This window comes from Aquiluna borgnonia (genome assembly GCF_013283855.1).
GTDB lineage: Bacteria > Actinomycetota > Actinomycetes > Actinomycetales > Microbacteriaceae > Aquiluna > Aquiluna borgnonia.
This window is the reverse complement of sequence record NZ_CP054056.1, coordinates 1,263,525-1,288,283: the sequence shown is the minus strand read 5'-3', so window position 1 is coordinate 1,288,283 and position 24,759 is coordinate 1,263,525. Positions and strand designations below refer to the sequence as shown.

Below are 24,759 nucleotides of genomic sequence, written 5' to 3'. Positions count from 1 at the left end.
CTAAATTGAAAAAAGCAATAACGGGTAGTGGCGGATGGCTACTGCCCGTTTTGCTTAATTCCGGATTCTTGCAGGGTGCCGTTTACGCGGTGCGACCCATGGTCACCTATAAATCCGTGGACCTTGGAGCAGATCCGTGGCTAGTGGGAATCATCGGAGCGACCTTTGCACTAGCCCCCTTGATTTTTGCGATTCAAATCGGTCGTTGGATAGACCGGGGCAATGCCGGTCGGGCCTTGTTTTTTGGCACTTTGATCTCGCTCTTGGCAACCGTCTCTTTGATTTTTGTGGAGAATTTCTGGCTGCTCATGCTCTCAATGCCGGTCTTGGGAATCGGTCACCTGCTGGTGATGTCCGGAGGTCAAACTCTCACAGGTAATAGGTCTCAGGATCGGGATTACGAGCGCAACTTCGGGCTGCTTACTTTTTATGCCTCCATGGGTCACGCTCTGGGGCCGTTCGCGGCTGGTTTTGTTGCTGACCGGGGCGGGCTCGAGGTCGACGTCGACTCCGCATTCATCCTCGCCACCGGCTTGTTCCTAGTTGCGGCTCTCGTGGCGATTCCAGTTGTCGAGCGAAGGGTCAAGGGTGAGGCTAAGCCTCAGCATTCGGTCAGGGGAAGTGCCCGGGAAGTATTTGGTCTGCCGGGATTTAAGTCAGCAATTTTGGTCTCCGGCTCAATCACTGCGGTCATAGACGTGATGCTCGTCTTCCTTCCGCTGCTAGGTAGGGAGCTTGGGCTGAGTGCCTCACAGGTGGGTATTCTTCTGGCCATCAGGGCAGCCTCGGCGATGGCCGTCCGAATCATTCTCGGGCCGTTATCAAGAAGACTTGGAATGCGCTGGACTTTAGGGCTTGGCTCCGGTCTCACCGTGCTCGGCACGCTAGCAATTGCGCTGACCACAGACTTTTGGATCCTCGGCGCACTCATGCTTCTTCTTGGATTCTCGACCGGCATTGGCCAACCGGTAACCATGGCCTGGGTAACCAGAATCTCCCCAAAGGATGTCAGGGGTCTAGCGATATCGATTCGCCTGACTTCAAATCGGCTTGGCCAGGTTGTAATTCCCGCGGTAGCGGGAGTTTTGGCAGCCACCAGCGCCGGAACTGTCTTCCTGTTGCTCGCTGGGCTGCAGGGATTGAGCTTTATTGTTAGCGAGCGAGCGCTCGGCAAAAAACCACCGGCAGACGAATAGGAAATCATGAAACCGCACTTGGTTAGAACCCACAAGTCATCTGAGCACCTTCCCATGCAGCAGCAGCTCGCATACAAGCTCGCTGAGGTTGCTCTGGATCCGGTTGAGGTGCTTCCTGAGGTCTCGCAGATGATTTCCAACCGCATTATTGACAATGCCTCAGTCGCCGTCGCCTCTCTGATGCGCGGCCCGATTATTTCTGCAAGGTCTCAGGCAAAGGCCCACCTTCCTCGGGTTGGTAAACACGGGGCAACTGTCTTTGGGCTTCCCAATTCGATACGAGTTTCTCCTGAGTGGGCGGCTTGGGCAAATGGAGTTGCGGTTCGGGAGCTAGATTTCCATGACACTTTTCTAGCGGCGGATTACTCTCACCCGGGCGACAACATCCCAGCTCAAATTGCTGTGGCTCAGCAGCTTGGGCTCACTGGAGCAGACCTGGTCAGAGGAATTGCAGCAGCCTACGAAATCCAGATCAACCTGGTGCGTCGCATTTCCCTGCACAAGCACAAGATTGACCACGTTGCTCATCTAGGTCCTTCGGCGGCAGCGGGAATCGGAGCGATGCTCAGACTGGAGCCAGATACGGTCTTCCACGCCATCGGACAGGCGCTCCACACCACCACCGCTACCAGGCAATCACGCAAGGGTGAGATCTCCACCTGGAAGGCTCATGCTCCGGCGTTTGCCGGCAAGGTTGCCGTTGAGGCCGTTGACCGTGCGATGCGCGGCCAGACCAGCCCGACCCCAATCTACGAGGGTGAGGACGGTGTAATCGCTTGGCTGCTAGGGGGACCACAAGCAGAGTATGAGGTTCTTCTACCTGGTCCTGGGGAGTCAAAGCGAGCAATTCTCGAGAGCTACACCAAAGAGCACTCTGCCGAGTATCAGGCCCAGGCGCTCATAGATCTAGCTCGGCGCATGCACCAAAATCATCCAGAGGTATTGGATGTTGATCAAGTCGTTCGCGTTGTGATTCACACCTCGCACCACACCCACAATGTGATTGGCTCTGGAGCAAACGATCCTCAAAAGTACGACCCCGAAGCATCTCGCGAGACGCTTGACCACTCAATCCCCTACATTTTTACTGTCGCACTGCAAGACGGTATGTGGCACCATGAGGCGAGCTACGCACCGCAGCGAGCAGCTCGCACCGACACGGTTGCGCTTTGGCACAAGGTGATAACCGCCGAGGACCCGCACTGGACCGAGCTTTATCACTCCCAAGACCCAGATCAACTTGCCTTTGGCGGGAGGGTTGAAATTGAAATGCGGGATGGCACCAAGATCGTTGACGAGATTGCAGTGGCCGATGCCCACCCCAGGGGCGCAAGGCCATTTGGTCCAGAACAGTACGAGCAAAAGTTCTTAACGCTTACCCAGGGAATCATTGATGAGTCTGAGGCCAGGCGATTCATCGACTTGGCTAGAAACGTGACCGCCTTGAGTCATCAGGAGCTTCTGGGCCTCAATGTGGTGGCCAAAGCTGGTTTACTGGAGAATGCAACTGACCCGATTGGAATCTTCTGATGCTCTACTCCGCTGTCCCCGCACAGCAAAAACGCGCTGATTTTCGCGCAGCGCTCGCCTCCGGTAAGACACTTCAATTTCCGGGCGCTTTCAATGGAGTCTCAGCAAAGCTGATTCAAGACAAAGGCTTTGACGGGGTTTATGTCTCGGGCGCCGTGACTTCCGCTGACCTTGGACTTCCGGATATCGGACTTACAACGCTCAGCGAAATGTCACTCCGAGCTAAACAAATTGCTCGCCTGGTCGATGTTCCGGTTCTGGCCGATGCCGACACTGGATTTGGAGAGATGCTGAATCTGGCCAGAACCATCCAGGAATTTGAGGATGCTGGAGTTGCCGGAATTCACATTGAAGATCAGGTCAACCCCAAGCGCTGCGGTCACCTTGACGGTAAAGCGGTGGTGGATGAGCACACGGCTACCCAGCGAATCGCATCTGCGGCAAGGGCGAGGAGGGATTCCAACTTTGTGATCATGGCCAGGACCGACATCAGAGCGGTGGAGGGTCTGCCTGCAACTCTGGATCGAATTCGAGCCCTGGAGGACGCTGGGGCAGACGCTATTTTCCCTGAGGCCCTAATGAGTCTCGATGAGTTTGAGGCGGTAAGGGCCGCTACCTCGCTACCGATATTGGCCAACATGACTGAGTTTGGAAAGGGCCAGCTATACACCAAGCAGCAATTGCATGATGTTGGCGTGAACCTTGTGATCTATCCAGTATCACTGCTTCGGGCAGCCATGGGTGCGGCTGAGAGAGCGCTTGATTCGCTCAGGTCGCACGGGACACTGGAGTCTGAAGTTGGCAATATGCAAACTAGGTCAAGGCTTTACGAGCTTTTGGATTACGAGGGCTACAACGATTTTGATTCGAGTATCTTCAACTTCAAGCTCAGCCCGGACCAGTAAACTCGGGACTTTCCTAACCTACAGAAATCCATTAGACTGACTCCTCGTTACTCAAGCGTTTGTAGCTCAACGGATAGAGCATCTGACTACGGATCAGAAGGTTGGGGGTTCGAGTCCCTCCAAGCGCACTGAACCCGAGAAGCCTTCACAACTTCTCGGGTTTTTTATTTGTGCCCATTTGCTAGCTGGAGCTTCCTTCGAAGTCGGAGGGTTATGGTCTCGTCTCACGCTGCAACGGTGGAGCAGTATCTGGTCGAACTTGCAGACCCCAGAAGATCTGAGATAACTCAGCATTTGGAACTAATTCGAGACAATCTGCCGGCAGGTTTTATTGAAACCATGGCCTGGGGAATGATTGTTTTTCAGGTTCCACTCGAGGTCTCTGGACCAACACATAACGACCAGCCTTTCGCCGCACTTGCGCTAGCGAGCCAGAAGAACCACATCTCCTTTTATCTATCCGCAATCTATGCGTCTGAGCAGCTGACAGCCGAATTCCAGAAGCGATGGACCAAGATTTGCAAGCGCTTGGATATGGGAAAGTCTTGCGTCAGGTTTACCGCGCTGGAAAAAGCCGATCTCGAAACCCGTGCTTGGGCAGTATCACTATTTGAACCTGAGCAATTTGCCAACTGGTATTTGAGCGCTAAAAGCTGCATACGCACCTAGCTAAAGCAATAGCAACAGAGTCAAAATGGGGAGGTGATGCGAAGCTCTAAATGCGTTCAAGACAATTTTCATCAGCACCCAAAGAGAACAGCGTGGCTTCTAACTATGGAGCTAACTCTTCAGGGAAACCGCTAGTTAAATTTGTCTTAGACTTAAAAATGACCTGAAAATTGAGATGTTCGCATGCTGAGCGAGTCGCCGGGCTTATGGTAGTCACTGCCGAGAAAGGAAGAGCGAATGAGCGCGGGAGACCACGAGCACGCCACAGGGACCGTGAATCGTAGGAGACTGGCCATCGCATTCACAATCACTGCCAGTGTTCTAGTAGCTGAATTAATCGGAACGATTATTACGGGATCTCTCGCCCTGCTTGTGGATGCGGCCCACATGCTCACCGATGCCGCCGGTCTTCTGGTTGCCCTCTTCGCGGCTCAGCTAATGCGGAGGCCCGCTACAGCACGTCGCACCTGGGGACTTCGAAGGGCCGAGGTTCTAGGTTCCACTATGCAGGCCGCAGTGTTACTGGGTGTTGGTGTTTTCGTTGCAGTCGAGGCCCTGCAACGCCTCAGTCAACCGGCCGAGATTACGGGACCAGAGCTGCTTGTTTTCGGTTTGGTCGGCCTGGTGGCCAATATTGTCGCAATTATCGTGCTTTCTGGTGGCCGGAGCGACAACCTCAACATGAGAGCCGCATTCCTGGAGGTGCTCAGTGATGCGCTCGGATCTATGGCAGTAATCGCGGCGGCAATCACCATCATGTTGACAGGATTTCAACAGGCTGACTCCATCGCGGCGTTGGTCGTTGGGTTGCTCATCATTCCGCGCACCTTGCGCTTGCTGCACGATTCTGTCGAAGTTTTGCTCGAGGCAGTGCCAAGAGGCATTGACCTCAACGATGTGCGACAGCACCTGCTTGACGAGGACCATGTTCTCGACGTGCACGACCTGCACATTACGCAGATAGCGACGGGGCTGCCGGTACTCACCGCACATGTCGTGGTCGAGCCCGAATGCTTCCATGACGGGCATGCCGCTGAGATAACTCTTGCTCTGCAGCGCTGTGTTGCTGAGCACTTCTCAGTCGCAATTTCTCACTCAACATTCCAATTAGAGCCAGCGGCTGCGCTGGACACCCACGAAATGCACTAGCGAAGCGGTCTTTCTGCCGCTGTTTCGTTCCTCGGGCACCGAGTGCAGAACTCGCTCAGATCTCGGCACAAGGTTTTCAAGCTCTGCCTAAAACTATCGTCGAATTTCTTGGGTCTGATCTTGCGCCGGCACGCGGATAACAAAACCAGCCGTTGCGAAACCTAGAGTAGCCAAGTAATGCAGTATCAACCAGACCTCCGCCGTTAGAGCGAAGGGAAAAATCGGGTTCCAAACCAAGGCGATCGCCACTGGAATTGTGAGCCACCACCATTGGCGGGACTGAATTGTGTACCACCCTACGATGAGCCCGAGCAAACAGATAACGAAACTGACGAGATAAAACTCTTGTTTTCCTACTGTCGATAGTCCGAAGTAGACGGCAATCGCACCAAGTACTGCGGGTGCAAGTGCCATTCTTCGTAACTTTGCAGCTTGGTGTCCGCGCGTTGACTTATTCATCGGGGGTCATCGTTGCAACTCGGCCTCTATTGCCAACCTGAGGTCATCAAAGGAGGTTAGCTCTACTGGTCGATTATTCAGAAAGAAGGTTGGGGTCGATTGCACTCCGTTCGCGATGCCATCGTCGAAGTCAGACTTGACTCGTTCCAAGGTCTCGGGCGCAGCAACAGCAGCGTCGTACTGCTCGAGGTTTAGGCCAAGCTCTTCAGCGTATTGGCGAAACAAACCCGCCTTCGAGTCCTGAGATTCACCCCATTCAGCTTGGGTCTCGTACATGCGCGCAAACATCTCCTCTAGCTTGCCCTGCTGTGCAGCCGCTTCTACGGCCAGCGCGGCCGTCGTCGAGTTCACGTGACCCGGTAGAGGAAAATAACGGAAGGCAAAGGTCACTTCGCCTGCGAAATCCTCGCGAAGCTGCTCGACGATTGGGTAGAAAGCTCCGCATGCTTCACATTCAAAATCAAGGAACTCAACCAGGGTTACGGCCCCCTCTCCGGCGTCATCGAGGATGTGAGTGTCTGGTCGAATCACCGAGGAGTTCGGAGAGCCATTTCCAACTTCAGCAGATTCAGACGGTGTTGGCTTTGGTGCTAGAGCAGCGATGACCGCCGCTAGGGCCGCGACGATTACTATTCCCGTCAGGATTAGGGAGACTTTTAAGTTTGCACCTTTCACAGAGCAACCTTTCTTGGTTTGAAAGCTATCGATGGAGTTACAAAACAGCGTCAACAACCACCTCGGCTGCATTATCGACAGCTAATGATAACCCTGGCCGGTGACTTGACTCTGGAGACGTAGCATAGAGCTGAGTCGGTTAGGTATGGATGCGTAGGTTAGTTATGGTGGCGGACAAGAATTCACAGATGGTTGATGCCAAGCTTGGCTCGCAGACCTGGCGACCTCTGTCGTTTTTGCTCGTTATTGCAGGATCAATCGGTTGGCTTTCATCTACCGCACTGTTGATTGAGCGGATTCGGTCTCTGCAGAATCCCCAATCGGAGTTGGCTTGCGACATCAGCCCCTTCGTTTCCTGCGGAGCGCTATTTGATCGATGGCAAGCCTCGCTCCTCGGTTTCCCAAATCCCGTGATTGGAGTGGCTGGCTTCATGGTCCCAGTGATAGTGGGACTTGGAGTGCTAGCCGGTGCAAAGTTCGCGCCGTGGTTCTGGCGATTGCTTGTGCTTGGGTTTTTTGGATCGTGGGCGTTTGTCACTTGGTTGTTTGTGCAGAGCACCTTCGTGATAGGCGTTCTGTGCCCCTATTGCCTGGTGGTGTGGGCAGCAGCGATACCCATTTGGTGGACTACAGGAGCACTAACACTCGCCAACGGCCAGTGGGGCATTGGCGCAACTCGTACGATTGGCCTCGCGCTCATGCCTTATTTGCTGCCGCTAATCATTGCTAACTTTGCGCTGATCATCGTCATCATTGTTTTTCGATTCCCGTACTTATTTGCGGTTTAGCCCAAGATCCTTTTGCAGGTTCAACTTCTGAGCCGGTCGGGCTAATGATGCCTTCCGTTCACATTCCGTTCAATGGGCGGAAACGGTCATGAATGGACACATCTGCAAAGGGTGGCTTGACTAATAAAATACTGGGGTACATTGCCACTTCCTCTACATATAGAGGCATTGCAACATAACTACGGATCAGAAGGTTGGGGGTTCGAGTCCCTCCAAGCGCACAAAACCCGAGAAGACTTCACAACTTCTCGGGTTTTTTATTTTTTAGCGGAAGCTAATTCGCTTGGCCTCCATAATGACCTTTATCCTCGCCACTGCCGATTTGGAAATCCCATCCATCTCAATGAGTTCGGATTGGGTTATCTTCCTAAGGTCCGAGACTTTATAGAGTTTGGCATCCACCAGGGCTTTTCTAGCCGGGGCACTAAGCCCAATCCGGCGCCACTCGTCATCAAGCCCCTCGTATTGACTCATGTCCAACTGGACATAGCGCTTTCTTGGTTGGGGCTTGACCATGGGCCAAGTCTAAGAACTAATTAGCCAAGCAGGGGTCTTAGCTCAACCTTGCGGTTGCAAGCTTTAGAACCCTGTTTGGCTAACTCTTGAGCCTCATCAACCGATTCCGCACTTATGAACCAGAAACCACTGTGGTAATCGGGCCCTGAGAATAGGCTCTCCTGCGCGCTAGAGGCCGGTGTTTGGCGACCGTCAACTATCAAGCTTTTGCCGGGATCGGCGATGCCGACGGCAAGAAGTAGCTGGTTGTTATCGGTCAGCTGCTGATTGAAGGCATCTATAGCAGCCAGCTCGTCGCCAGAGGCTGAAGGGGAGGTGGTGTCTATTACCATGAGCAGAAACCGCATGAACTACTCCTTATTCACCAGTGTCGTGTTTAGGTTTCGGATGAAGTTGTAACCGTAGAGGGCGAGTGCCGTGCAGGCTAGGCCGCCGATCCAAAACGGAGCTCTGAGGTCAATGGTTGCGATGGCTCCCCCAAGCAGTGAGCCAATCGGCATCAAGCCCCAGACCAAGGTTCTGCGGGTGCCGTGAATTCGACCAAACGGTTCAGTCGGGATGATCTGGTGGTAGGTGGACATCAACAGGATGTTCCAGAAGGTGATTGCCATTAGGCCAAGGCCAACCAATCCAGCCAGCACCCAGTAGTTCGGTGAGAATCCCTGCAAAATCACTAGAAAACTAGAAACCAGCATGCTCAGCGCCATGACGTTGGTTCTGCCGAATTTGGCAGACAGTCTTGGAGCCAGTAAAGATCCCAGCAGGGTGCCAACGGCTGGCATGGCAAAAATCACTCCGTAGAGGGCGATCGGGAGCTTCAAAGTTTCGGTGAGAAATAGCACCATCGTCGCACTGGATGCAGAGAAAAAGAATCCGATGGAGCTGGTTAGCAGCACCAGCTTGAGCAGCACCTTGTCCTGGTAGAGGTAACCGATGCCGAATCGGATGTCTGCCCAGAACTTAGTCTTGTCCTTGGGCTGTGTGCTCTTGGGGGTTGAGGAGTAGTGGCTTGGTAACAGCAGAACAATCAGGACCGCCAGCACGATTCCGCCGGCACCAAATACAAAGGGCAGCACGATCGAAGCTGCAAATAGGACACCGCTCAGTGGGGTGCCGATGAATTCACCCAGAGCAACGGAGGTGACCTGGAGTCTGGCGTTGCCCCGGTCCAGCTGATCCCTATCCAAAACCTCCGGAGTCATCGATTGGATCGTGGTGTCATACATCACCTCACCAATCCCAAAAAGCAGGGTGGCCAAAAGCAAAATCGGGAAAGTGATGAGGTCATAACCGACTGTGACGGCAAGTATCGATGCAGCACTCAGCCGAATCAAATTCGCAACTGCGAGCAGGAGCCTGCGATTAACTCGGTCTACCAAACCACCGATTGGAATGGCAAAAAACAGCCACGGCAGCATGATCACCGCTGCCAGCGTTGAGATTAGAAACGGGTCCTTGGTGAGGGTGGTCGCCAATAGCGGAGCGGCTGTTTTTAGCAGGCCATCGGCTAAGTTGCTGGCGGCGCTCGCCGTCCATAGTTTCTGGAACGAGGGGGAGAACTTGGTGTCTGACAATTCAGTCGGGGCTTTCATAACTTTGAGTCAAAGCCTAGCCCCGGGCTGGCCCCAGCTACTCGGATCTGATGATGATGTCAGGCAGAGCTTTTCTGGTTCGCTCCGCCGATTCACGCTGGGCAAGCTCCTGGGTCACACCGGTCAGATCACCCTGCATACCAACCGTAATCACGCAGGTGACCCAGGCGTCCTCTACCTCCAGAAGCCTGAGAATTTCATCGTGGATGACTCCACCCATGTAGTGGGCCTTTAGCCCCATGGCTTCAGCCTCGTAAACAATCTGGCCGGTTGCAAGCGCGTTGTTGAAATAGCTGTCGTGCTGCTTGAAATCATTACCGTCTGGACGCTTCTGATCAGCCAGTGCCACAACATAGAGCGATGCCTTTGGCGCCCAGCTCTGGTTGAAGCCAGTGAGCGCCTTTTGAGATATTTCCTGAAACAGCGCACTCTCCCGGGTCAGAAAGGCAAAGCGCCAGGGCTGGTTGTTGTTACCCGAAGGTGCCCAGCGTGCTGCCTCTTGCAGGCGAGCAATTTGGTCTTGGGATAGCCGGTGAGTTGGGTCGTAGACCCTTGGGCTCCAGCGGTTTGCCAATAGTTCAGAGATTGGGACGGAAGTTTGTGCGGGTTTTTGAATCATGCTCACGAGACTAGTTGAACCGTGAGAGGTTCATTTTCCCTTCCCGAGTTTTCTGAGCAGTTTCGCAGTCGTAATTTGAGCGCTTCCCAACACCGCCGGGATTCCGCCACCGGGGTGCACCGATGCGCCAACTCGCCAAAGCCATGGGCGCATGGGATTGTGGTGGGCGGGAGCGTGGAAGGGACCGGATTGCCACAGCGGTTTAGTCGCCCCGTAGAGGGCTCCGTCCTTAGCTCCGTAGACCGAGAAGTACTCTGGGTTTAGAAGTTGATAATCCTCGAAAAGCTCATCAATCGGGGAGGACAGGCCTAGCTTTTCCGAGACTCTGTCGAGCTCTTGTCTTACCCACTCGCTGTTTAGGTCGTGGGCTTTGCCATCTGCCGGAGCGGTAAGTAGCACCGCCACGGTTGGTTTTGAGTTCGGGTAGATGTGCCCGGCCCGGTAGTAGTTGACAAATGTCATGGTTTGCTTGGGCGGACGTTTTGCCTCAATCGCCTCAAATAGCTGGTCCGAGTCATCGGGCATGATCACCGAGTGCGTGACAATCTCCTCGGGCAGCGGGTTCTTGAGAACCGCATAGATTGCCACTCCCGAGCAGGAGCTCAGCTTGGGTTCCGCCTTTGGTTTTCCCATCAGTTGCTTTAGCACGAACGGGTCAATTGAGCTCACCAGTTGATCGAACTGGTATCGCTCCCCATCAACCTCAACTAATCCCTTTGAGACTTTGGTGACCTTGGCATTTAGCTTCACCGTGGCACCGGCTGCCAAGGCCAGCTGGAAGATCGACTGGGCGATTTCATTCACACCACCAACTGGAACTGAGATTCCCTGCGAGGCCATGCTTGCCGTCATTGAGGCATAGAGCGCAAGGCTTCGCTTTGGTGAGATGCCTGCGTTCAAGGTGTGAATGGCAATCACCTCCTTCAATCCCTTTGGCATGTAGTCCAGGGAGTTGATGTAGGAGGAAGTGGTCAGGTTGATGCCGTAGGTGCCGGCAATCTTTCCCACTGGAGCAAGGGTCTTCAAGCTAAAGGGGCTCAGCGTCAAAAGCTTTGTGATGGCTGGAGTCAATCGGTCATGCTGGGTCGCAAAGCGCTCCCAGGGTTTGAACCAGTGGTGCTCAGGCTTGACCGGAAGATAGGTGACGTGATTGCGAAGGTAGTAGCGGCCAATTTCCGGCAGCTTTTCAAACTTCAGGTCGATCACATCGGCTGCCTTTTTGGCACCCAGTGAGTCGTAGGTACTTAGAAAGTTTTCCCATACCTCTGGGTAGGTGACCAGTGCGGGACCGGTGTCCATTCGCTGACCGAGCACTTCGATGCGCCGTGATTTACCTCCGACCCAAGAGTTTCGTTCTAGAACAGTGACCTGGTGACCCGCTTGAGCGAGCAGTGCCGCACTCGCCAGCCCCGAGAGGCCAGCTCCTAGCACAACTACTTTTGCCACCGCTACCAGCCGAGGACAATGGACGCAACAAGTTGAACCCCAGCAACTGCGCCTGCAACGTAAGGGAAAGCAATCGAGTACTTGTAGACATCGTGAGCTTTCTTGGGTGTTGGATCTTTCCAAACCGAGACCACAAGGTAACCGGAGATTACGGCGTTAGCGATAGCAACCGGCAGGTTCACCAGGGCAAACAAAACCGTGGAAACTATCCACCAAAAACCTGACCAAATTAGGGTTCCTTTGACTCCGAGGTGCACGGCGGTCGTCTGAATCCCAGTGTCAGAATCCTGCGGGATATCTTGGATGGCATCGTAGGCATGCTTGGCGATGGACCAGGCCATAAGCGCAAATACTGCTAGCCAGAGTGGCTCATGGCCGAGTGCCAGCGGCACGAAAGCGAGCGGGAAGGCGTAGTCGGTGTTGGAAAAACTATCTAGGTATGGGCGAGCCTTGAATCGAAGCGGGGGTGCTGAGTAAAAAGTGAAGAACAGGCTGTAGGCCACCATCCAGGCCGTTGCCTGCCAGGGCAAAGTTAGCGCGAAGAAGATCAGAAAGGGAACGTTGGTGAGGACTACCCCCCACCAGATCGGCTTCACCTCATTTGGGTAGATGTGGGCGCCCTCGTAGCCGCCTTTGCGGGCGTTGATGTTGTCAGTTTCCTGATCAAAGATGTCGTTGATGCCGTAGATCAAAAGGTTGAACGGCAGGGTCACCCAAATCAGGATCGGCAGCACTCGCCAGTCCCACAGGTAACCGGCCAACCACATTCCCATCACGGTGGTGCCGATGGTGTTTACCCACAGCACGGGTCGGGAGATGATGATTAGTCTTTTCAACACTTCTAAAGCCTAAGTGCTATTTCTGCACAGCCTGAGCCAATCCTCCTAATGGACTAAGTGGACTAACATTAGATTCATGGTTGTGACCGTAAACATGCATGAGGCAAAGACAAACTTTTCCAAGCTCGCAAAGTTGGTTGAGCAAGGTGAAGAGGTCGTGGTTGCTCGCAACGGCGTTGAAATCATGAAGTTGGTCCCGGTTCAAGCCCAGCGTGAGTCACCCCGAGACTTCACAAAACTAAAGGGACTCATCGGTCCAATTTCTAATCGGCAGTGGGAAGAGCTAGATCAGGCATTTCTGGACTCCATCGAGTACTCGGAGTGGAATGGCTAAGGGCTTTCTGCTGGATACTCAGGTCCTTTACTGGCTCGGAGAAGATCCGGGTTACATCGGGCGGGTAACGACCAAGATTTTGGAGCGCCAAGATCTTTATTTTTCTTCGGTCTCCGTTGCTGAGCTCTCATTCAAGATGCGCTTTGGGAAACTCAAGTTCGATCTGAGCATCCTTGAACTTTGGCAGAGCGAAGGGATTCTGCCCCTAAATTTCAACATTGAAGCCGGCACCGCTTTTTCTCGCTTTAGTCCTGAGTGGGTGCCGGATCCTTTTGACCGGCAGATCATGGCTGTGGCGGCGGCAAACAACCTAAGTCTCATAACCTCAGACTCCCGAATACTCAGTCAAAACTTTGACTGGATTCTGGATGCAACCAAATGAGAGTAAATAATTAGCCGTGGGCAAAAAGCGAATTCCTGAAGCTGTTGGTGAAGCAGCTCTAGCTGACCTCAGCACACAGCTTGGGACAGCGGTTCGCTATCTGCTGCAGCGCATCGAAACAGAGTTTCCCGGGGGGACCATCGAGTTGCGCGTACCACCCTTCGGCGCCATTCAATGCGTTGAGGGCATGGACCACAGACGCGGAACGCCTCCAAATGTTGTTGAACTGGATCCCGAAGTATTCATTGAGCTAGCGCTTGGAAAAAGAAAACTTGACCTATCCACCGCTTCCCCCGACATTCGACTCTCCGGTGTTAGGGCGAGTGAAATCGCAAAAGTTTTTGATGCGCTAAATCCATGAACTCAGTGTCGCTGAGGGTTGATATCTGTTTGAATACTCAGGTGGCGAGCAAAAAGAAACCCAACCCAGAAGTGGTCGAAATTCGCCGTGCCCCCAAGATTCTCCCCTGGGCACTAACCGGAGCCATTTTTGGGGCGATTGCCGCCTTTGTCCTTTACCTCTTTATTCCAGCGGATCAGCGTTCCAGCGAGAACATTCTTGGTCTGCTGTTCCTCTCAATGGCTTCTCTAGGCTTTGGCGTTGGCCTAGCTTTCGCGATCACCGTCGATCTGCTTTCTTCACGGAGCGCAAAGCGCGCTGAGGCAGAGCGAGTGGTCGAGTGATCCGCCCAGACGGTCAACTAAATCACGACATCCTTCCTTTTGAGAAGGGTCCACAGGACCAGTGCGGAGTCTTTGGAGTTTGGGCTCCCGGGGAAGAAGTTTCCAAACTCACCTACTTTGGACTTTACGCACTCCAGCACCGCGGCCAAGAGTCAGCGGGCATTGCAACCGCCAACGGCGAAAAGATTTTGGTTTATAAGGACATGGGTCTGGTTTCCCAGGTCTTCAACGAGGCCGCCCTCGAGTCCCTGCTTGGTCACATTGCGGTTGGCCACACCAGATATTCCACAACCGGTGCCTCTCACTGGAGAAACGCTCAGCCAACGCTTGGTAAGACTGCCTACGGAACTATTGCCCTGGCCCACAACGGAAATCTCACCAACACTGCCGAACTGATGGAGCTGTTGGAAAAGCGATATCCAAATCACGAGTCTGAGCTGCGGGGTGGAAACACCACCGACACCGCAGTTTTGACCGCGTTACTCACCGGCAACGCAGATGCCTCCCTGGAGGCCACCGCACTCGAACTTCTACCTTTGGTTAAAGGTGCCTACTGCCTAGCTTTCATGGATGAGCACACCCTCTATGCCGCGCGCGATCCGCAAGGGGTGAGGCCTCTGGTGCTTGGCCGACTAGAGCGCGGCTGGGTGGTTGCTTCCGAGTCGGCAGCCCTTGACATTGTTGGAGCATCCTTTGTTCGCGAGGTCGAGCCCGGGGAACTGATTGCGATTGACGAGAACGGACTTCGCTCGACCAGTTTTGCCCCTAAAAAGCGAGCCGGTTGCGTCTTTGAATACGTCTACCTGGCGCGCCCAGACACTTCCATAAGCGGTCGGGTGGTTTATGAGGCCAGGGTTGAGATGGGTCGGACTTTGGCTAGAGAGTTCCCGGTCGAGGCAGATCTGGTGATGCCAACCCCGGAGTCTGGAACCCCCGCGGCAATTGGCTATTCGGAATTCTCCGGAATCCCCTTTGGCCACGGACTGGTGAAAAATGCCTACGTGGGAAGAACCTTTATTCAGCCCTCCCAGACCATTCGCCAGCTCGGTATTCGGCTAAAGCTCAATCCCCTTCGAGAGGTGATCGCGGGTAAGCGGTTGGTTGTGGTGGATGACTCAATCGTCCGCGGCAACACCCAGCGGGCTCTGGTGAAGATGCTTAAAGAGGCTGGTGCCGCCGAGGTTCACGTTCGGATTTCAAGCCCACCGATTACCTGGCCCTGCTTCTACGGAATCGACTTTGCATCCAGGGCAGAGCTCATAGCTTCTGGACTGGGAGTCGATGAGGTCAGACAGTCCATCGGGGCTGATTCTCTTGGCTACCTCTCTAAAGAGGGAATGATTGCAGCCACCAACCAGCCTGAGTCAAAGCTCTGCACCGCTTGCTTCACGGGCCAGTATCCAATCGAACTTCCCGCCACCGAGAGACTTGGTAAAAACCTCCTGGAGCGCGGGGTGGCAACTATTCGCGAGGAAGGCCACGTCCACATCAATGACTAACCCTTACGCATCCTCCGGAGTAGACACTGAAGCGGGCGATAGAGCCGTTGAACTTATGAAGGCTGCGGTTTCCGCAACCCACAACTCTCTAGTGCTCGGTGGAGTTGGCGGTTTTGCCGGCATGATCGACGCCAAGTTCCTAAAGGATTATGATCACCCAATCCTGGCAACCTCCACCGATGGGGTTGGAACCAAGGTTGCGATTGCGCAGGCAATCGATAAGCACGACACCATCGGTCAGGACCTGGTCGGCATGGTGGTGGACGACATTGTGGTGGTCGGCGCTCGCAGCCTATTTATGACCGACTACATTGCAACCGGAAAGCTTGAACCGTCCAGAATTGCAGACATCGTTCGCGGCATCGCCGGAGCTTGCCGCCAGGTTGACGTTGCGCTGGTAGGTGGGGAAACCGCCGAGCACCCTGGGCTGTTAGCCCCCGAGGAATATGACGTGGCCGGTGCTGCTGTTGGCGTTGTAGAGAAGTCCAAAATGCTCTCGGCATCGAGGGTTCAGGTTGGCGATGTTGTGCTGGGGCTTCGAGCCTCCGGCTTGCACTCCAACGGCTTCTCGCTGGTTCGCAAAATAGTTGCTGATCGCGGCTTGAAATACACCGACCAAGTTCCCGAGTTTTCCAGATCCCTCGGCGAAGAGCTCTTGGAGCCAACCCGGCTCTACACCGGCGTGCTAAACAAGGTGCTCGAAGAGTTTGATTCACAGATCTCCACCATGAGTCACATCACCGGTGGCGGTATTGCAGCCAACCTTTCTCGCGTGCTGCCCGAGACAGTGTCGCTCGACGTTGAGCGCCCTAGTTGGCGCCCAAATGATGTTTTTTCAGTGCTGGCTCAGTGGGCAAACTACGACCTCAAAGACCTCGAGAGCACCTGGAACCTGGGGCTTGGCTTTGCGGTTGTGGTGCGCAAGGACGCGGCGCAGCAGATTTCCGCTCGGATTACCGAGCTTGGAATCGAGGCCTGGGATCTGGGAGTCATTGAATCTACTCCGTGCGATGCCGAACTACCCGGTTACGTTTCTGAGGCAAAGGGTGTTCGAGGCGGTGCGGTTCGGCTGGTTGGCAACTATGCCAGCTAAGAATCTTTTGGCTGCCTTCTTTGTCGGCGCTCTTGCTGCCATCGCAGCTTTTACGCTCGGCATCCAGCTCTCAAACCAGAGCCCTGAGCCTCGCTCAACGCCGAATGCCATGTGTTTTGCGGATACTAACCCTGAGCAATTTTCGGAGCGGCATGTTCAAACCAAGCTTTTTGCCTGCCAGGTGGTGGGGATGACTAAGGCTGAAGGAATTGAGTTTCTAGAGAGCCAGGATCTGGTGGTGCGGATTGCGATGGAGGACGGCGAGTACTTCTCACTCACCGAGGACTACACCGACGCTCGAGTGAACCTGGAAATCATATCCGGCTTGGTGGTTGGCGCTTCCGCCTGGTGACGCAGGGGGAAACCATTAGGTTTTGGCTTTGACTACTTCTCGTCGTCGAGTTCGACTACGCGGTCATCGTCGGGAGCGGCAGGTTCTTCTTCGTCGTCCTCGTAGAGGTCAGCCCACTTGTCCTCGTACTGATCGTCACCGGACTTAGTGCTCAACTCAGCCTCCAGGGCAGAGTAATCGGTGGCCGGGCTGTAGTACTTCAGCTCTCTGGCGACCTTGGTGTTCTTTGCTTTTTGACGGCCACGCCCCATGGCGAGCCCCCTTATTCTCTTTGTGATTCGAGGCCGGTAAGGCCCCGAGAACCTATTCAAATCTTGGGAGATTCTAGCAGGGCTAGCGCAACTGCGTGGCGAGCATCATCACAGCCAGGGGAATAATCAGGTTCGTGACCATGGTGAGAATCGCCTGAAAGATCCGGCCTCGGTGGTAAAAATCAAAACTATCTTTGGCCAGCGTGGAGAAGGTCGATAGACCTCCGGCCAGGCCGACCGTGATTACGGCAGAGTAGTCGGCAGTTAGGGTTGGGCCAGCCAGCCACCAGCCAACCAGTCCCGCTGCCACCGAGTTTGTTGAGATCAGGCCGTAGGGCAAAAACCCCCGCCACTGAGTTATCCAAGCGCGCAGCACTGAGCCGATACCGCCTGCGATGCCGATCAGGATAAAAACTAGCAGTGAGTTCAGATCCATTAGTTGGCCCGCTTTGCCGCCCGACGGCCAATCGTGAATCCAGCCCAGTAGAGCAGGAAACCCAGCAAGAGCATCAGGGCGATCTCAATGCCAAAGCCTTCAAAATCAATGAATAGTGTCACGGCGCTCATGGTTGTGAAGGCCCCGGCGAAACCAATCCCCCAAAGGTTGCGGCAGGTTTCAAGTTGGAAGTATGGGTAGCGGGCCGTTACCCCTAGGAAAAAGGCACCGAGCAGGTTGACAACAAATAGCGCTATCAGTTCATAGGTTGGATACTCGGCCAGGGTCGCAATTAGTTCAAAAAGTAGGTAGCGCAACATTGTCCCCAGCACGCCCCCCAGAAAGACGTAGCCGAACAATATTCGATTGTGAGCCATAGGAAAAACCTAGCGGCAAAAACTAGAATCCAGAATGTGAATGATCAAAGTTTCACTGCCGGAAACTACTACCAGAACAACTACACCAAAGAGCAAAACAGCCAGTTTGCGGTGGAGTTCGATTCCATCACCAAGCAGATGGTGCAGCACCTCGATGCAGGCCTTGGCTACTCCAGTTCAGAGATGCAGCAGGCGGTTCAGCGCCACTACGACTTTTGCCTAAAGTTTTGGACTCCCAGCAAAGAGAGCTACAAGTCCCTGGCCATGAGTTACATTCTGCCAACCGAATACCGGGACAGTTACGAGAGCTATCGCGAAGGCTTAGGCAAATACATCTACGATGCGGTTTGCCACTTCGCCGACTCTAGGCTGTCTTAGTTTTTCTTCCCAGTCTGAAGGTTGAGGCAAAGCCGAGCAGCAGGAAGGCTCCGGCTGCCCAAGCTGCCAACTTAGCTCCGTCAGTAAAAGCCTCTCCCGCGGCAATTTGAATCTCTTCAGCCGCCTCGGCTGGGACCTGGACTGAACTGAGGTACTGAGCCAAGCCGGGGATAGCCCCACCCGAAGAGTCGACGACAGCGTCAACTAGAACAACTGACTGCTCTTTAGAAACATTGAGTTCGCTCAGGCGATCCTCAAAGGATGACTGCGTGCCGGTGAATAGCACGGTTCCTAAAACTGCTATTCCAAGTGCAGAGCCGATTTGACGAACCGTGGACTGCGAACCAGAACCTTGCCCCACTTTGTCCATCGGGACATCAACCATGATTACGCCGGTCAACTGTGCGGTTGCCAATCCAATACCGATGCCGTAGATAAATAGCGCTGGAGCGATTGCTCCCCAGCCGAGGTCTGTGGAGGCAAAAAGCCCAACTCCCGCAACTCCAACCAGTTCAAGCAGGACGCCAATCTGAACCGCTCTGAAGGCCGGTAACTTTCCGGAGAGTGCTCCACCGATACCAGAGGCCATGAATGCACCACCGGCCAGCCACAGCAGTACCAGACCGGAGCTGACCGGGCTTAGGCCCAACACGTTCTGCAGCCAAAGCGGGATGGCAAACAGGACTCCGAATTCACCCATCGAGATGATGGTGGCGGCGATTGAACCGTTGCGGAAAGAGGCAATTGAGAACAGCTGCAGATCCAGCAGCACATTCTTGTGCTGGCGTTCGCGCCTGCGCTCCCAGAGGATAAAAGCCAGCGTGGAGATTGCAGAAATTGCGAGTGAAACCGGGATAACCGAAATGCCAGTTTCAGGCCAGGCGAAATCGCCAATCTGGAACTGGTTCTTGGGATTGATTTCCCACCAGCCGTAAACGCGGCCTTCGATCAGGCCAAATACCAGGGTTGCAAACATCACGACTGAGATGGCTGAACCAACCCAGTCAATACCCCCGGCTCGCTGCGGTGACTTTGATTCACCTAAGAAGTAGAGCAAGCCGGCAACGATGATGATTCCCAGGGGAAGGTTGATCAAAAACGCCCAGCGCCAAGTGAAGTCGGTGGCCAACCAGCCGCCGAGCACTGGACCAACGGCAACCATGCCACCGATGGTGGCACCCCAAACAGCAAAGGCTATGCCACGCTCTTTGCCCTGGAAGTTGGCGTTCACCAGCGAGAGCGTGGTGGGGAGCACCATCGCGCCACCGACTCCCTGGACCACCCTGGCCAAGATCATGGCCTCTGCACTCTCGGTGTAGCCGGCCCAAACCGAGGCCGCCACAAACACCAGGATGCCTAGAACCAGCATGAGCTTTCGACCGAAGCGATCAGCCAGCGATCCCCAAACCAAAAGCAGGGATGCAAATACCAAAACGTAGGATTCCTGGACCCACTGAACCTCGGTTGAGGTGAGGTCTAGGTCCGCAATCACCTGAGGGAAAATGGTGTTGACGATGGTTCCGTCAATTATTACCAGCGAGATGGCCAGCGAGATGAACAGCAGGGCAACCCAGCGGTTTTTGGTCTGAGACATTTATCCTTCTTCAGTTCATTGCTAGCAGCCCGCAGGCTGCCATGGCCAGGAAAATCCCGACTGTTTGACTCTTGGCAATTCTTTCTTTCAAAACAATCCTCGCCAGCAAAATTGTCCCCACTGGATAGAGCGATGTCAGCACCGCTGCCACTGCAAGATCTCCAGCCCTGGTGGCGACTAGAAAGGCAACGTTGCCCAGCACATCGCCTGAGCCAGCAAGCAACACCAGCCACACTAGCGACTTGGAGAACAATTGCGGCTCAAGGAAGTGGGCGGGCTTTGATGTGAAAAACAAGTAGCTCAGCCCTAGCAGCATCAGTGCGATCCCAACCACTCGCATTACGACCAGTGTTGAGAGCCCGCTGTCTGAGGGAGCTGAATCTAAAAATACAAAGATGCCGGCAAAGCCAAGCCCCGACCCAACTGAAAAAACCATAGCCCTGAGACTTGGAAGCCGAACATCTGGCCCCGGCACAAACGCCACCAGCACCACAGCGATTAGCACCAGCACGATCGCCAAAATCGAATAGGGCCCGAGCTGAGTGCCGGTCGCAAGATCAAACAGAACCGGAATCACCGCGCTGATAACAGCCGTTAGTGGGCTAACTATGGAAATGGGTCCGAGGGCGAGTGCTGCGTAAAGGCAACTTATTGCAATGCCGGATGCGACACCGGCGTAGATGCCGGTGCTAATAGCTGCGGGCGAATAGTTGGCACCGATCGGGATGCTCAGCACCAGAGCGATCAGCAATCCAAAGCTGAAGGAAATCGTTGTGACCGAGATGGCTCGGACTCTTTTGGCGGCCAGTGCCCCCACGAAGTCCGCGTAGCCATAAGAAAAGGCGGACAGTAAACCAAAGATGATGGTCACTTGTCCGCCTTACTTTTGCGGTGGCTCCGACCGGCGTCGATCCGGTGACCTAACGATTTTCAGTCGTTCGCTCTACCAACTGAGCTACAGAGCCTGGAGAGAGACTCCCCATTCGCCTTTTAAAGCGAAGCGACTCCGACGGGACTTGAACCCGCGACCTCCGCCGTGACAGGGCGGCGCGCTAACCAACTGCGCTACGGAGCCAGAGTGGTACTTCCAACATCGCCTGAGTGACCCCAACGGGATTCGAACCCGTGCTACTGCCGTGAAAGGGCAGCGTCCTAGGCCACTAAACGATGGGGCCGTGAAGCTGGCGACTTCAAAAGCACCGACGCACAACATTACTGGCTAACGGCCCTGTTGCGCAACACTTGGGGAACTCTCAGGTAATACTTGAAAGTTCGGGTTAGCATCGGAGCGGAGGTGTCATGCGGAAATCCAGGCAATTAGTGATTGCGGCGCTCGCTGGCGCCGGACTGGTTTTCACTTCGATGACTCTCGGACCGGCATGGGCTGTCCCGGATTACCCTTCGGCCGCAGAGGTTGCCGCCGCAAAGCGAAACGTCGAAGAAAAGAAAAAGATGATCACCCGCATCGAGGGCATTCTGGATGAACTTCAGACTGAGGCGGATGCCCTGGAGCGAGTTGCACTGCAGAAAAACGAGCAGTACAACCAGGCCAAGCAGGCGGTAAACGAGATGGCAGCCAAGGTTGAGGGCCTGCAGGAAAAAGTTACCCAGGCTGGGGCCGAGGCCGAGGCCGCCAAGACTCAGCTGGGTCAAATCATCGCTCGCATGTATCGCCAGGGAACTAGCGGCAACACCACCCTCGAGATCTTTTTCAACCCCGAGAATTCAGATGAGCTGCTCTATCAACTCGGGGCTAGCGATGTGGTTGCCCAGCGCACCCAGGCTATTTATCAGCAGTCACTTGCTAAGCAAGCCGATGCAGAAGCGTTGGCGGCCGAGTTGGCCAGCGCCCAAGACGAGCTAGAAGACCGCAGGGCAGCGGCAGAAAAACTTTATAGAGAGGCCAAGGCGGCGGCAGATGCAGTGATCGCCAAGGTTGCCGAATCCGAGTCGCAGCGCGCGGACATGATGAGCCAACTGGCAACTCTTAAAGACACCGCGAGTGATCTGGAGCGGCAGCGCCGCGAAGGCCTCGAAGCGGAGCGTCGCCAAGCCCTAGTGAAAACCGCCCCTACAGCACCGGAGCTCTACACCGTGGGAGCTCCCGACTCCGCAAAGGTCGAGCAGGCGCTGGCATTTGCCTCCGCGCAGTTGGGAGAGCGCTACGTGCTGGGTGGTGCTGGGCCAAGTGTTTGGGACTGCTCGGGCATCACGATGAAAAGTTATGCGGCTGCCGGGGTTTACATCGGCTGGCACTCTGCCACGGCACAGTTCAACCTGATGGCTGCTGAGAAGAAATTGGTGCCGTTCCAAGACGCTCAGCGCGGTGATCTAATTTGGTGGACCACTTCTTCGAACTTCTCCGGAGACAAGTACCACACGGCTATTTACCTCGGTGATGGAATGATGCTCGAAGCCCCAAACCCAGCGAGGACCGTGCGGATCGTGCCGGTTCGCTACGGTGAGCTTTTCCCATACGCAGCTAGGCCAACCGCCAACAGCAACTAGTAGGTGCCAACCTGCTCGTAGAGCTTTGCGATGACCCACCACTTCCCGTCAAGCTTGATCAGGTTTAGGTAGTCCTGCATCACTCCGCCAAACATTTGCAGCTGAACCTTGGCAAGGGCCATGGTGTCACTTAGTTGATCGACCATGAGAATCTCGTCCTTGCGCGGGTTACCCAGTTCCGCTGGAGACTGCCTGCCCGCCACCTGAGAGCGGTAAAGCTCGTAGGGTCTCAGCACTGGCTCTGAATCCTTGGAGGAGTAGAGGCAGCACTGCGGGTGAAAGACCTGATCAAACAGCTCCATGTTTTGGGCGTGAATGACCTCGAAGTAGTCATCAAGCAGCTTTATGATGCCAATGTCGATACTTGAGGTCTCCACGGTTTCTCCTGAAACTAGTGCTTGTAGTTTGCGTAGGCGGCGGCGATTACCTCTTCGGCGGCTGCCTTGTCCTTCCAGCCCTGAATCTTGACCCACTTACCGGGCTCGAGGTCTTTGTAGTGCGAGAAGAAGTGTTCAATTTCGTTCTTGACCTGCGCAGAAACATCGCCTAGGTCTTGGATGTGGCCCCAGCGTGGATCCTTGTGAGGGACGCAGAGCACCTTCTCGTCTACTCCACCGTCATCCTCCATGACAAGCATGCCTACCGGGCGAACTTTCACTCCGACACCGGGGAACAGTGGGTACTCAAGCAAAACCAGTGCATCCAGTGGGTCGCCATCGCCACCAAGGGTGTTCTCAAAGAAGCCGTAGTCGGTTGGGTAAACGAATCCGGTGAACAGCACACGGTCCAAATAGACCCGTCCGGTCTCGTGGTCAACCTCATATTTGTTGCGGGATCCCTTTGGAATCTCAATAACTACGTCGTAAGACACTGCTTCTCCTAAATAGGCTTTTGGAAAAGATTATCGAATCGAGAACCATGCCAGTGCGACCAAGGCTCACCAGTGCGGTGGCGGACGCTCGGCGTGCGGTTCGAGAGTCGCTGCAGATTCTGAACCTTCACAAGGGTGAATTGGTTCTGGCGGCAGTATCCGGCGGCGGGGATTCAGTCGCTCTCGCAGCCGCTCTGGCGTTTGAGGCGCCGCGCATGGGGCTTGCCGGCGGTGCGGTAATTGTGGATCACGGTCTTCAGTCGGGATCTGAGGATATCGCCCACCAGGCCAAGCTGACTTGTGAGGGGCTGGGATTGCACCCGGTTCTGGTGGTCAAGGTTGAAGTTAAACCAAACGGAGAGGGCTTGGAGGCTGCTGCCAGAGCTGCCCGCTATCAGGCCATTGAGCGCGTCCGGATCTCGGAGGGGGCTGCCGCGGTGCTAACCGGGCACAATCTTGAGGATCAGGCCGAGACCGTGCTGCTTGGGTTGGCCAGGGGTTCCGGCCTCACTTCGATCTCCGGTATGGAAAGTTTCGATCCCGCTAGAAATCTGCTCAGACCGTTCTTAGGACTATCTAGATCGGACCTCAGAACCGCCTGCCGAGACCAGGGATTGAATTTTTGGGAGGACCCGCACAATCAAGACCCGAAGTTTTTGCGAGTTAGGGCCAGAAACCTACTTGCCACGCTGGAGCAAGAGCTCGGGCCGGGCTTTGCCTCGGCGCTCGCGAGGACCGCGGGCATGGCGGCAGAGGCTGACGAGGTTATAACCGCCTTGGCAGGCGAACTGACTGCCTCGGCAAAGCTTTCTGCAACGGCCAAGAGCGTGGCTTACCAAGTGTCGAAGTTTGCGGAAGCTCCACGCGCAGTCCGAACCAAGGCACTTCACCTAATCGCCACCGCCGCCGGAGCGGGGGGAGCAACCCAGGCCCAAATTCAGCAGGTTGAGGAGCTGATCACCAATTGGCACGGGCAGAAACCTGCCTCGCTATCTGGCATTACAGTAGAGCGGGTAAAAGACCAGCTGATCTTTACCAAGACCAAGCCCCAAAACCCAGGAGCCTGCTAGTGCATCTCAACCACCCGGACATCAAAGAAGTTCTAGTCACCGCGGAGCAGATTCGGGAGAAGATTCAAGAGCTAGCTCCAAAAATTGACGCTTTCTACGCGGACAAAGATGTTTTGCTGGTGGGAATTCTCAAGGGTGCGGTCCCGTTCATGGCTGATCTCTCGAGGGCCATGCAGATTCCGACCAAGCAGGATTGGATGGCGGTTTCCTCCTACGGTTCTGGGACGGTTTCCTCGGGCGTGGTTCGAATTCTCAAAGACTTGGACACCGATGTCAAAGATCGCAATGTGCTGATCGTTGAAGACATCATCGACTCCGGCCTCACGCTTTCCTGGCTCACAGCCAACCTCAAGGCCCGTGGGGCAGCATCTGTAGAGATTGTGACGCTGCTGCGCAAGCCAGATGCGGCGAAGGTTGAAATAGCTGTCAGATGGGTGGGGTTTGATATCCCCAATGAGTTTGTTGTCGGTTACGGACTCGATTTCAACGAGTCCTACCGGTCAATGGACGGCGTTGGGATTCTGTCCCCAGCCGTCTACAGCTAGAG

32 protein-coding genes and 4 tRNA genes are annotated in these 24,759 nt (G+C 54.8%); 18 read left to right on the top strand and 18 right to left on the bottom strand.

Annotated elements, in window-relative coordinates; genetic code table 11:
* Nucleotides 1-5: 5 nt before the first annotated feature.
* From HRU87_RS06675 to HRU87_RS06650, 6 genes are all read left to right on the top strand, one after another.
* Nucleotides 6-1,196, top strand: coding sequence for an MFS transporter (locus HRU87_RS06675; RefSeq protein ID WP_173494128.1), 1,191 nt, complete (start codon nt 6-8; stop codon nt 1,194-1,196).
* Between the two features lie 6 nt (nt 1,197-1,202).
* Nucleotides 1,203-2,726 (top strand): MmgE/PrpD family protein, encoded by a 1,524-nt coding sequence (locus tag HRU87_RS06670; protein ID WP_173494127.1) that lies wholly within the window; start codon nt 1,203-1,205, stop codon nt 2,724-2,726.
* Complete coding sequence (gene prpB / locus HRU87_RS06665) at nt 2,726-3,631, top strand: methylisocitrate lyase (protein ID WP_173494126.1); 906 nt, start codon at nt 2,726-2,728, stop codon at nt 3,629-3,631. The genes HRU87_RS06670 and prpB overlap by 1 nt, the downstream gene beginning before the upstream one ends.
* A gap of 55 nt (nt 3,632-3,686) precedes the next feature.
* Nucleotides 3,687-3,759 (top strand) — tRNA-Arg (locus HRU87_RS06660).
* A gap of 85 nt (nt 3,760-3,844) precedes the next feature.
* On the top strand, nt 3,845-4,300 hold the full coding sequence (locus tag HRU87_RS06655; RefSeq protein ID WP_173494125.1) for a DUF1801 domain-containing protein: 456 nt from the start codon (nt 3,845-3,847) through the stop codon (nt 4,298-4,300).
* A gap of 237 nt (nt 4,301-4,537) precedes the next feature.
* The gene (locus tag HRU87_RS06650) at nt 4,538-5,449 is read left to right on the top strand and encodes a cation diffusion facilitator family transporter (protein WP_173494124.1); all 912 of its coding nucleotides are present in this window, start codon (nt 4,538-4,540) and stop codon (nt 5,447-5,449) included.
* A gap of 93 nt (nt 5,450-5,542) precedes the next feature.
* Here the strand turns inward: HRU87_RS06650 and HRU87_RS07235 are convergent, their stop codons facing one another.
* Nucleotides 5,543-5,863: a DUF6804 family protein gene (locus HRU87_RS07235; protein ID WP_173494123.1), complete on the bottom strand. Its 321-nt coding sequence runs from the start codon at nt 5,861-5,863 to the stop codon at nt 5,543-5,545.
* Between the two features lie 51 nt (nt 5,864-5,914).
* Nucleotides 5,915-6,583: a DsbA family protein gene (locus tag HRU87_RS06640; protein ID WP_246247254.1), complete on the bottom strand. Its 669-nt coding sequence runs from the start codon at nt 6,581-6,583 to the stop codon at nt 5,915-5,917.
* Nucleotides 6,584-6,732: 149 nt separating this feature from the next.
* On the opposite strand from HRU87_RS06640, the gene HRU87_RS06635 reads away from it, so the two are divergent.
* Nucleotides 6,733-7,371: a vitamin K epoxide reductase family protein gene (locus HRU87_RS06635; RefSeq protein WP_173494121.1), complete on the top strand. Its 639-nt coding sequence runs from the start codon at nt 6,733-6,735 to the stop codon at nt 7,369-7,371.
* 264 nt (nt 7,372-7,635) lie between these two features.
* Here the strand turns inward: HRU87_RS06635 and HRU87_RS06630 are convergent, their stop codons facing one another.
* From HRU87_RS06630 to HRU87_RS06605, 6 genes are read right to left on the bottom strand one after another with little or no spacing between them, the layout of a single operon-like run.
* A complete protein-coding gene (locus HRU87_RS06630; protein WP_173494120.1) occupies nt 7,636-7,887 on the bottom strand; it encodes a helix-hairpin-helix domain-containing protein in 252 nt (83 codons plus the stop codon).
* A 20-nt stretch (nt 7,888-7,907) separates the two neighbouring features.
* Nucleotides 7,908-8,234, bottom strand: a complete 327-nt coding sequence (locus HRU87_RS06625) for a YciI family protein (RefSeq protein WP_173494119.1) — start codon at nt 8,232-8,234, stop codon at nt 7,908-7,910.
* Nucleotides 8,235-8,237: 3 nt separating this feature from the next.
* A complete protein-coding gene (locus HRU87_RS06620) occupies nt 8,238-9,479 on the bottom strand; it encodes an MFS transporter (RefSeq protein ID WP_173494118.1) in 1,242 nt (413 codons plus the stop codon).
* Between the two features lie 37 nt (nt 9,480-9,516).
* Nucleotides 9,517-10,098 carry a nitroreductase family protein gene (locus tag HRU87_RS06615; protein ID WP_173494117.1) on the bottom strand — a complete coding sequence of 194 codons (582 nt, stop codon included), beginning with the start codon at nt 10,096-10,098 and terminating at the stop codon, nt 9,517-9,519.
* A gap of 30 nt (nt 10,099-10,128) precedes the next feature.
* The gene (locus tag HRU87_RS06610) at nt 10,129-11,544 is read right to left on the bottom strand and encodes a phytoene desaturase family protein (RefSeq protein ID WP_173494116.1); all 1,416 of its coding nucleotides are present in this window, start codon (nt 11,542-11,544) and stop codon (nt 10,129-10,131) included.
* A 2-nt stretch (nt 11,545-11,546) separates the two neighbouring features.
* Nucleotides 11,547-12,383, bottom strand: a complete 837-nt coding sequence (locus HRU87_RS06605) for a UbiA family prenyltransferase (protein WP_173494115.1) — start codon at nt 12,381-12,383, stop codon at nt 11,547-11,549.
* Between the two features lie 76 nt (nt 12,384-12,459).
* On the opposite strand from HRU87_RS06605, the gene HRU87_RS06600 reads away from it, so the two are divergent.
* Genes HRU87_RS06600 through HRU87_RS06570 form a run of 7 tightly spaced genes read left to right on the top strand, consistent with a single transcriptional unit; the run spans nt 12,460 to nt 16,727 of the window.
* Nucleotides 12,460-12,717: a type II toxin-antitoxin system Phd/YefM family antitoxin gene (locus tag HRU87_RS06600; RefSeq protein ID WP_173494114.1), complete on the top strand. Its 258-nt coding sequence runs from the start codon at nt 12,460-12,462 to the stop codon at nt 12,715-12,717.
* Entirely contained in the window at nt 12,710-13,099 is a 390-nt protein-coding gene (locus HRU87_RS06595) for a type II toxin-antitoxin system VapC family toxin (RefSeq protein ID WP_173494113.1), read from the top strand. The genes HRU87_RS06600 and HRU87_RS06595 overlap by 8 nt, the downstream gene beginning before the upstream one ends.
* 16 nt (nt 13,100-13,115) lie before the next feature.
* Complete coding sequence (locus tag HRU87_RS06590; RefSeq protein WP_173494112.1) at nt 13,116-13,460, top strand: sterol carrier family protein; 345 nt, start codon at nt 13,116-13,118, stop codon at nt 13,458-13,460.
* A gap of 41 nt (nt 13,461-13,501) precedes the next feature.
* Nucleotides 13,502-13,783, top strand: coding sequence for a hypothetical protein (locus HRU87_RS06585; RefSeq protein WP_173494111.1), 282 nt, complete (start codon nt 13,502-13,504; stop codon nt 13,781-13,783).
* A complete protein-coding gene (purF, locus tag HRU87_RS06580) occupies nt 13,780-15,282 on the top strand; it encodes an amidophosphoribosyltransferase (RefSeq protein ID WP_173494110.1) in 1,503 nt (500 codons plus the stop codon). The genes HRU87_RS06585 and purF overlap by 4 nt, the downstream gene beginning before the upstream one ends.
* Entirely contained in the window at nt 15,275-16,375 is a 1,101-nt protein-coding gene (purM, locus tag HRU87_RS06575) for a phosphoribosylformylglycinamidine cyclo-ligase (protein WP_173494109.1), read from the top strand. Before purF ends, purM begins: the two co-directional genes overlap by 8 nt.
* Entirely contained in the window at nt 16,365-16,727 is a 363-nt protein-coding gene (locus tag HRU87_RS06570; protein ID WP_173494108.1) for a hypothetical protein, read from the top strand. Before purM ends, HRU87_RS06570 begins: the two co-directional genes overlap by 11 nt.
* A gap of 32 nt (nt 16,728-16,759) precedes the next feature.
* Here HRU87_RS06570 and HRU87_RS06565 read toward each other — a convergent pair whose 3' ends face one another.
* The 3 genes from HRU87_RS06565 to HRU87_RS06555 form a co-directional block, all read right to left on the bottom strand.
* Entirely contained in the window at nt 16,760-16,978 is a 219-nt protein-coding gene (locus tag HRU87_RS06565; protein ID WP_173494107.1) for a DUF3073 domain-containing protein, read from the bottom strand.
* An 82-nt stretch (nt 16,979-17,060) separates the two neighbouring features.
* A complete protein-coding gene (locus tag HRU87_RS06560) occupies nt 17,061-17,414 on the bottom strand; it encodes a fluoride efflux transporter FluC (RefSeq protein WP_173494106.1) in 354 nt (117 codons plus the stop codon).
* Entirely contained in the window at nt 17,414-17,791 is a 378-nt protein-coding gene (locus tag HRU87_RS06555; RefSeq protein ID WP_173494105.1) for a FluC/FEX family fluoride channel, read from the bottom strand. Before HRU87_RS06555 ends, HRU87_RS06560 begins: the two co-directional genes overlap by 1 nt.
* A gap of 36 nt (nt 17,792-17,827) precedes the next feature.
* Here HRU87_RS06555 and HRU87_RS06550 point away from each other — a divergent pair, with 36 nt between their 5' ends.
* On the top strand, nt 17,828-18,169 hold the full coding sequence (locus HRU87_RS06550) for a TipAS antibiotic-recognition domain-containing protein (protein ID WP_173494104.1): 342 nt from the start codon (nt 17,828-17,830) through the stop codon (nt 18,167-18,169).
* Here HRU87_RS06550 and HRU87_RS06545 read toward each other — a convergent pair.
* From HRU87_RS06545 to HRU87_RS06525, 5 genes are all read right to left on the bottom strand, one after another.
* Nucleotides 18,156-19,763: a DHA2 family efflux MFS transporter permease subunit gene (locus tag HRU87_RS06545; protein WP_173494103.1), complete on the bottom strand. Its 1,608-nt coding sequence runs from the start codon at nt 19,761-19,763 to the stop codon at nt 18,156-18,158. The genes HRU87_RS06550 and HRU87_RS06545 overlap by 14 nt on opposite strands.
* A gap of 10 nt (nt 19,764-19,773) precedes the next feature.
* Entirely contained in the window at nt 19,774-20,634 is an 861-nt protein-coding gene (locus tag HRU87_RS06540) for an EamA family transporter (protein WP_173494102.1), read from the bottom strand.
* A gap of 21 nt (nt 20,635-20,655) precedes the next feature.
* Nucleotides 20,656-20,728, bottom strand: a tRNA-Phe gene (locus HRU87_RS06535).
* A gap of 36 nt (nt 20,729-20,764) precedes the next feature.
* Nucleotides 20,765-20,838 (bottom strand) — tRNA-Asp (locus HRU87_RS06530).
* A 27-nt stretch (nt 20,839-20,865) separates the two neighbouring features.
* Nucleotides 20,866-20,938: transfer RNA gene (locus HRU87_RS06525), tRNA-Glu, on the bottom strand.
* A gap of 124 nt (nt 20,939-21,062) precedes the next feature.
* On the opposite strand from HRU87_RS06525, the gene HRU87_RS06520 reads away from it, so the two are divergent.
* Nucleotides 21,063-22,271, top strand: coding sequence for a C40 family peptidase (locus HRU87_RS06520; protein ID WP_173494101.1), 1,209 nt, complete (start codon nt 21,063-21,065; stop codon nt 22,269-22,271).
* Here HRU87_RS06520 and HRU87_RS06515 read toward each other — a convergent pair.
* Both HRU87_RS06515 and HRU87_RS06510 read right to left on the bottom strand, forming a co-directional pair.
* Complete coding sequence (locus HRU87_RS06515) at nt 22,268-22,648, bottom strand: nuclear transport factor 2 family protein (RefSeq protein ID WP_173494100.1); 381 nt, start codon at nt 22,646-22,648, stop codon at nt 22,268-22,270. The two genes, HRU87_RS06520 and HRU87_RS06515, sit on opposite strands and share 4 nt — an antisense overlap.
* A 14-nt stretch (nt 22,649-22,662) precedes the next feature.
* Nucleotides 22,663-23,142: an inorganic diphosphatase gene (locus HRU87_RS06510; protein WP_173494099.1), complete on the bottom strand. Its 480-nt coding sequence runs from the start codon at nt 23,140-23,142 to the stop codon at nt 22,663-22,665.
* 20 nt (nt 23,143-23,162) lie between these two features.
* Here HRU87_RS06510 and tilS point away from each other — a divergent pair, with 20 nt between their 5' ends.
* Both tilS and hpt read left to right on the top strand, forming a co-directional pair.
* The gene (gene tilS, locus HRU87_RS06505) at nt 23,163-24,212 is read left to right on the top strand and encodes a tRNA lysidine(34) synthetase TilS (RefSeq protein ID WP_246247252.1); all 1,050 of its coding nucleotides are present in this window, start codon (nt 23,163-23,165) and stop codon (nt 24,210-24,212) included.
* The gene (hpt, locus tag HRU87_RS06500) at nt 24,212-24,757 is read left to right on the top strand and encodes a hypoxanthine phosphoribosyltransferase (RefSeq protein WP_173494098.1); all 546 of its coding nucleotides are present in this window, start codon (nt 24,212-24,214) and stop codon (nt 24,755-24,757) included. Before tilS ends, hpt begins: the two co-directional genes overlap by 1 nt.
* Nucleotides 24,758-24,759 lie beyond the last annotated feature (2 nt).

What these genes read in the sequence shown, in the direction of transcription:
- HRU87_RS06670 (WP_173494127.1), top strand. Translation starts at nt 1,203, where the DNA reads ATGAAACCGCACTTGGTTAGAACCCACAAGTCATCTGAGCACCTTCCC.
- prpB (WP_173494126.1), top strand. Translation starts at nt 2,726, where the DNA reads ATGCTCTACTCCGCTGTCCCCGCACAGCAAAAACGCGCTGATTTTCGC.
- HRU87_RS06655 (WP_173494125.1), top strand. Translation starts at nt 3,845, where the DNA reads ATGGTCTCGTCTCACGCTGCAACGGTGGAGCAGTATCTGGTCGAACTT.
- HRU87_RS06650 (WP_173494124.1), top strand. Translation starts at nt 4,538, where the DNA reads ATGAGCGCGGGAGACCACGAGCACGCCACAGGGACCGTGAATCGTAGG.
- HRU87_RS07235 (WP_173494123.1), bottom strand. Translation starts at nt 5,863, where the DNA reads ATGGCACTTGCACCCGCAGTACTTGGTGCGATTGCCGTCTACTTCGGA.
- HRU87_RS06635 (WP_173494121.1), top strand. Translation starts at nt 6,733, where the DNA reads ATGCGTAGGTTAGTTATGGTGGCGGACAAGAATTCACAGATGGTTGAT.
- HRU87_RS06630 (WP_173494120.1), bottom strand. Translation starts at nt 7,887, where the DNA reads ATGGTCAAGCCCCAACCAAGAAAGCGCTATGTCCAGTTGGACATGAGT.
- HRU87_RS06625 (WP_173494119.1), bottom strand. Translation starts at nt 8,234, where the DNA reads ATGCGGTTTCTGCTCATGGTAATAGACACCACCTCCCCTTCAGCCTCT.
- HRU87_RS06620 (WP_173494118.1), bottom strand. Translation starts at nt 9,479, where the DNA reads ATGAAAGCCCCGACTGAATTGTCAGACACCAAGTTCTCCCCCTCGTTC.
- HRU87_RS06615 (WP_173494117.1), bottom strand. Translation starts at nt 10,098, where the DNA reads ATGATTCAAAAACCCGCACAAACTTCCGTCCCAATCTCTGAACTATTG.
- HRU87_RS06600 (WP_173494114.1), top strand. Translation starts at nt 12,460, where the DNA reads ATGGTTGTGACCGTAAACATGCATGAGGCAAAGACAAACTTTTCCAAG.
- HRU87_RS06595 (WP_173494113.1), top strand. Translation starts at nt 12,710, where the DNA reads ATGGCTAAGGGCTTTCTGCTGGATACTCAGGTCCTTTACTGGCTCGGA.
- purM (WP_173494109.1), top strand. Translation starts at nt 15,275, where the DNA reads ATGACTAACCCTTACGCATCCTCCGGAGTAGACACTGAAGCGGGCGAT.
- HRU87_RS06570 (WP_173494108.1), top strand. Translation starts at nt 16,365, where the DNA reads ATGCCAGCTAAGAATCTTTTGGCTGCCTTCTTTGTCGGCGCTCTTGCT.
- HRU87_RS06565 (WP_173494107.1), bottom strand. Translation starts at nt 16,978, where the DNA reads ATGGGGCGTGGCCGTCAAAAAGCAAAGAACACCAAGGTCGCCAGAGAG.
- HRU87_RS06560 (WP_173494106.1), bottom strand. Translation starts at nt 17,414, where the DNA reads ATGGATCTGAACTCACTGCTAGTTTTTATCCTGATCGGCATCGCAGGC.
- HRU87_RS06555 (WP_173494105.1), bottom strand. Translation starts at nt 17,791, where the DNA reads ATGGCTCACAATCGAATATTGTTCGGCTACGTCTTTCTGGGGGGCGTG.
- HRU87_RS06545 (WP_173494103.1), bottom strand. Translation starts at nt 19,763, where the DNA reads ATGTCTCAGACCAAAAACCGCTGGGTTGCCCTGCTGTTCATCTCGCTG.
- HRU87_RS06520 (WP_173494101.1), top strand. Translation starts at nt 21,063, where the DNA reads ATGCGGAAATCCAGGCAATTAGTGATTGCGGCGCTCGCTGGCGCCGGA.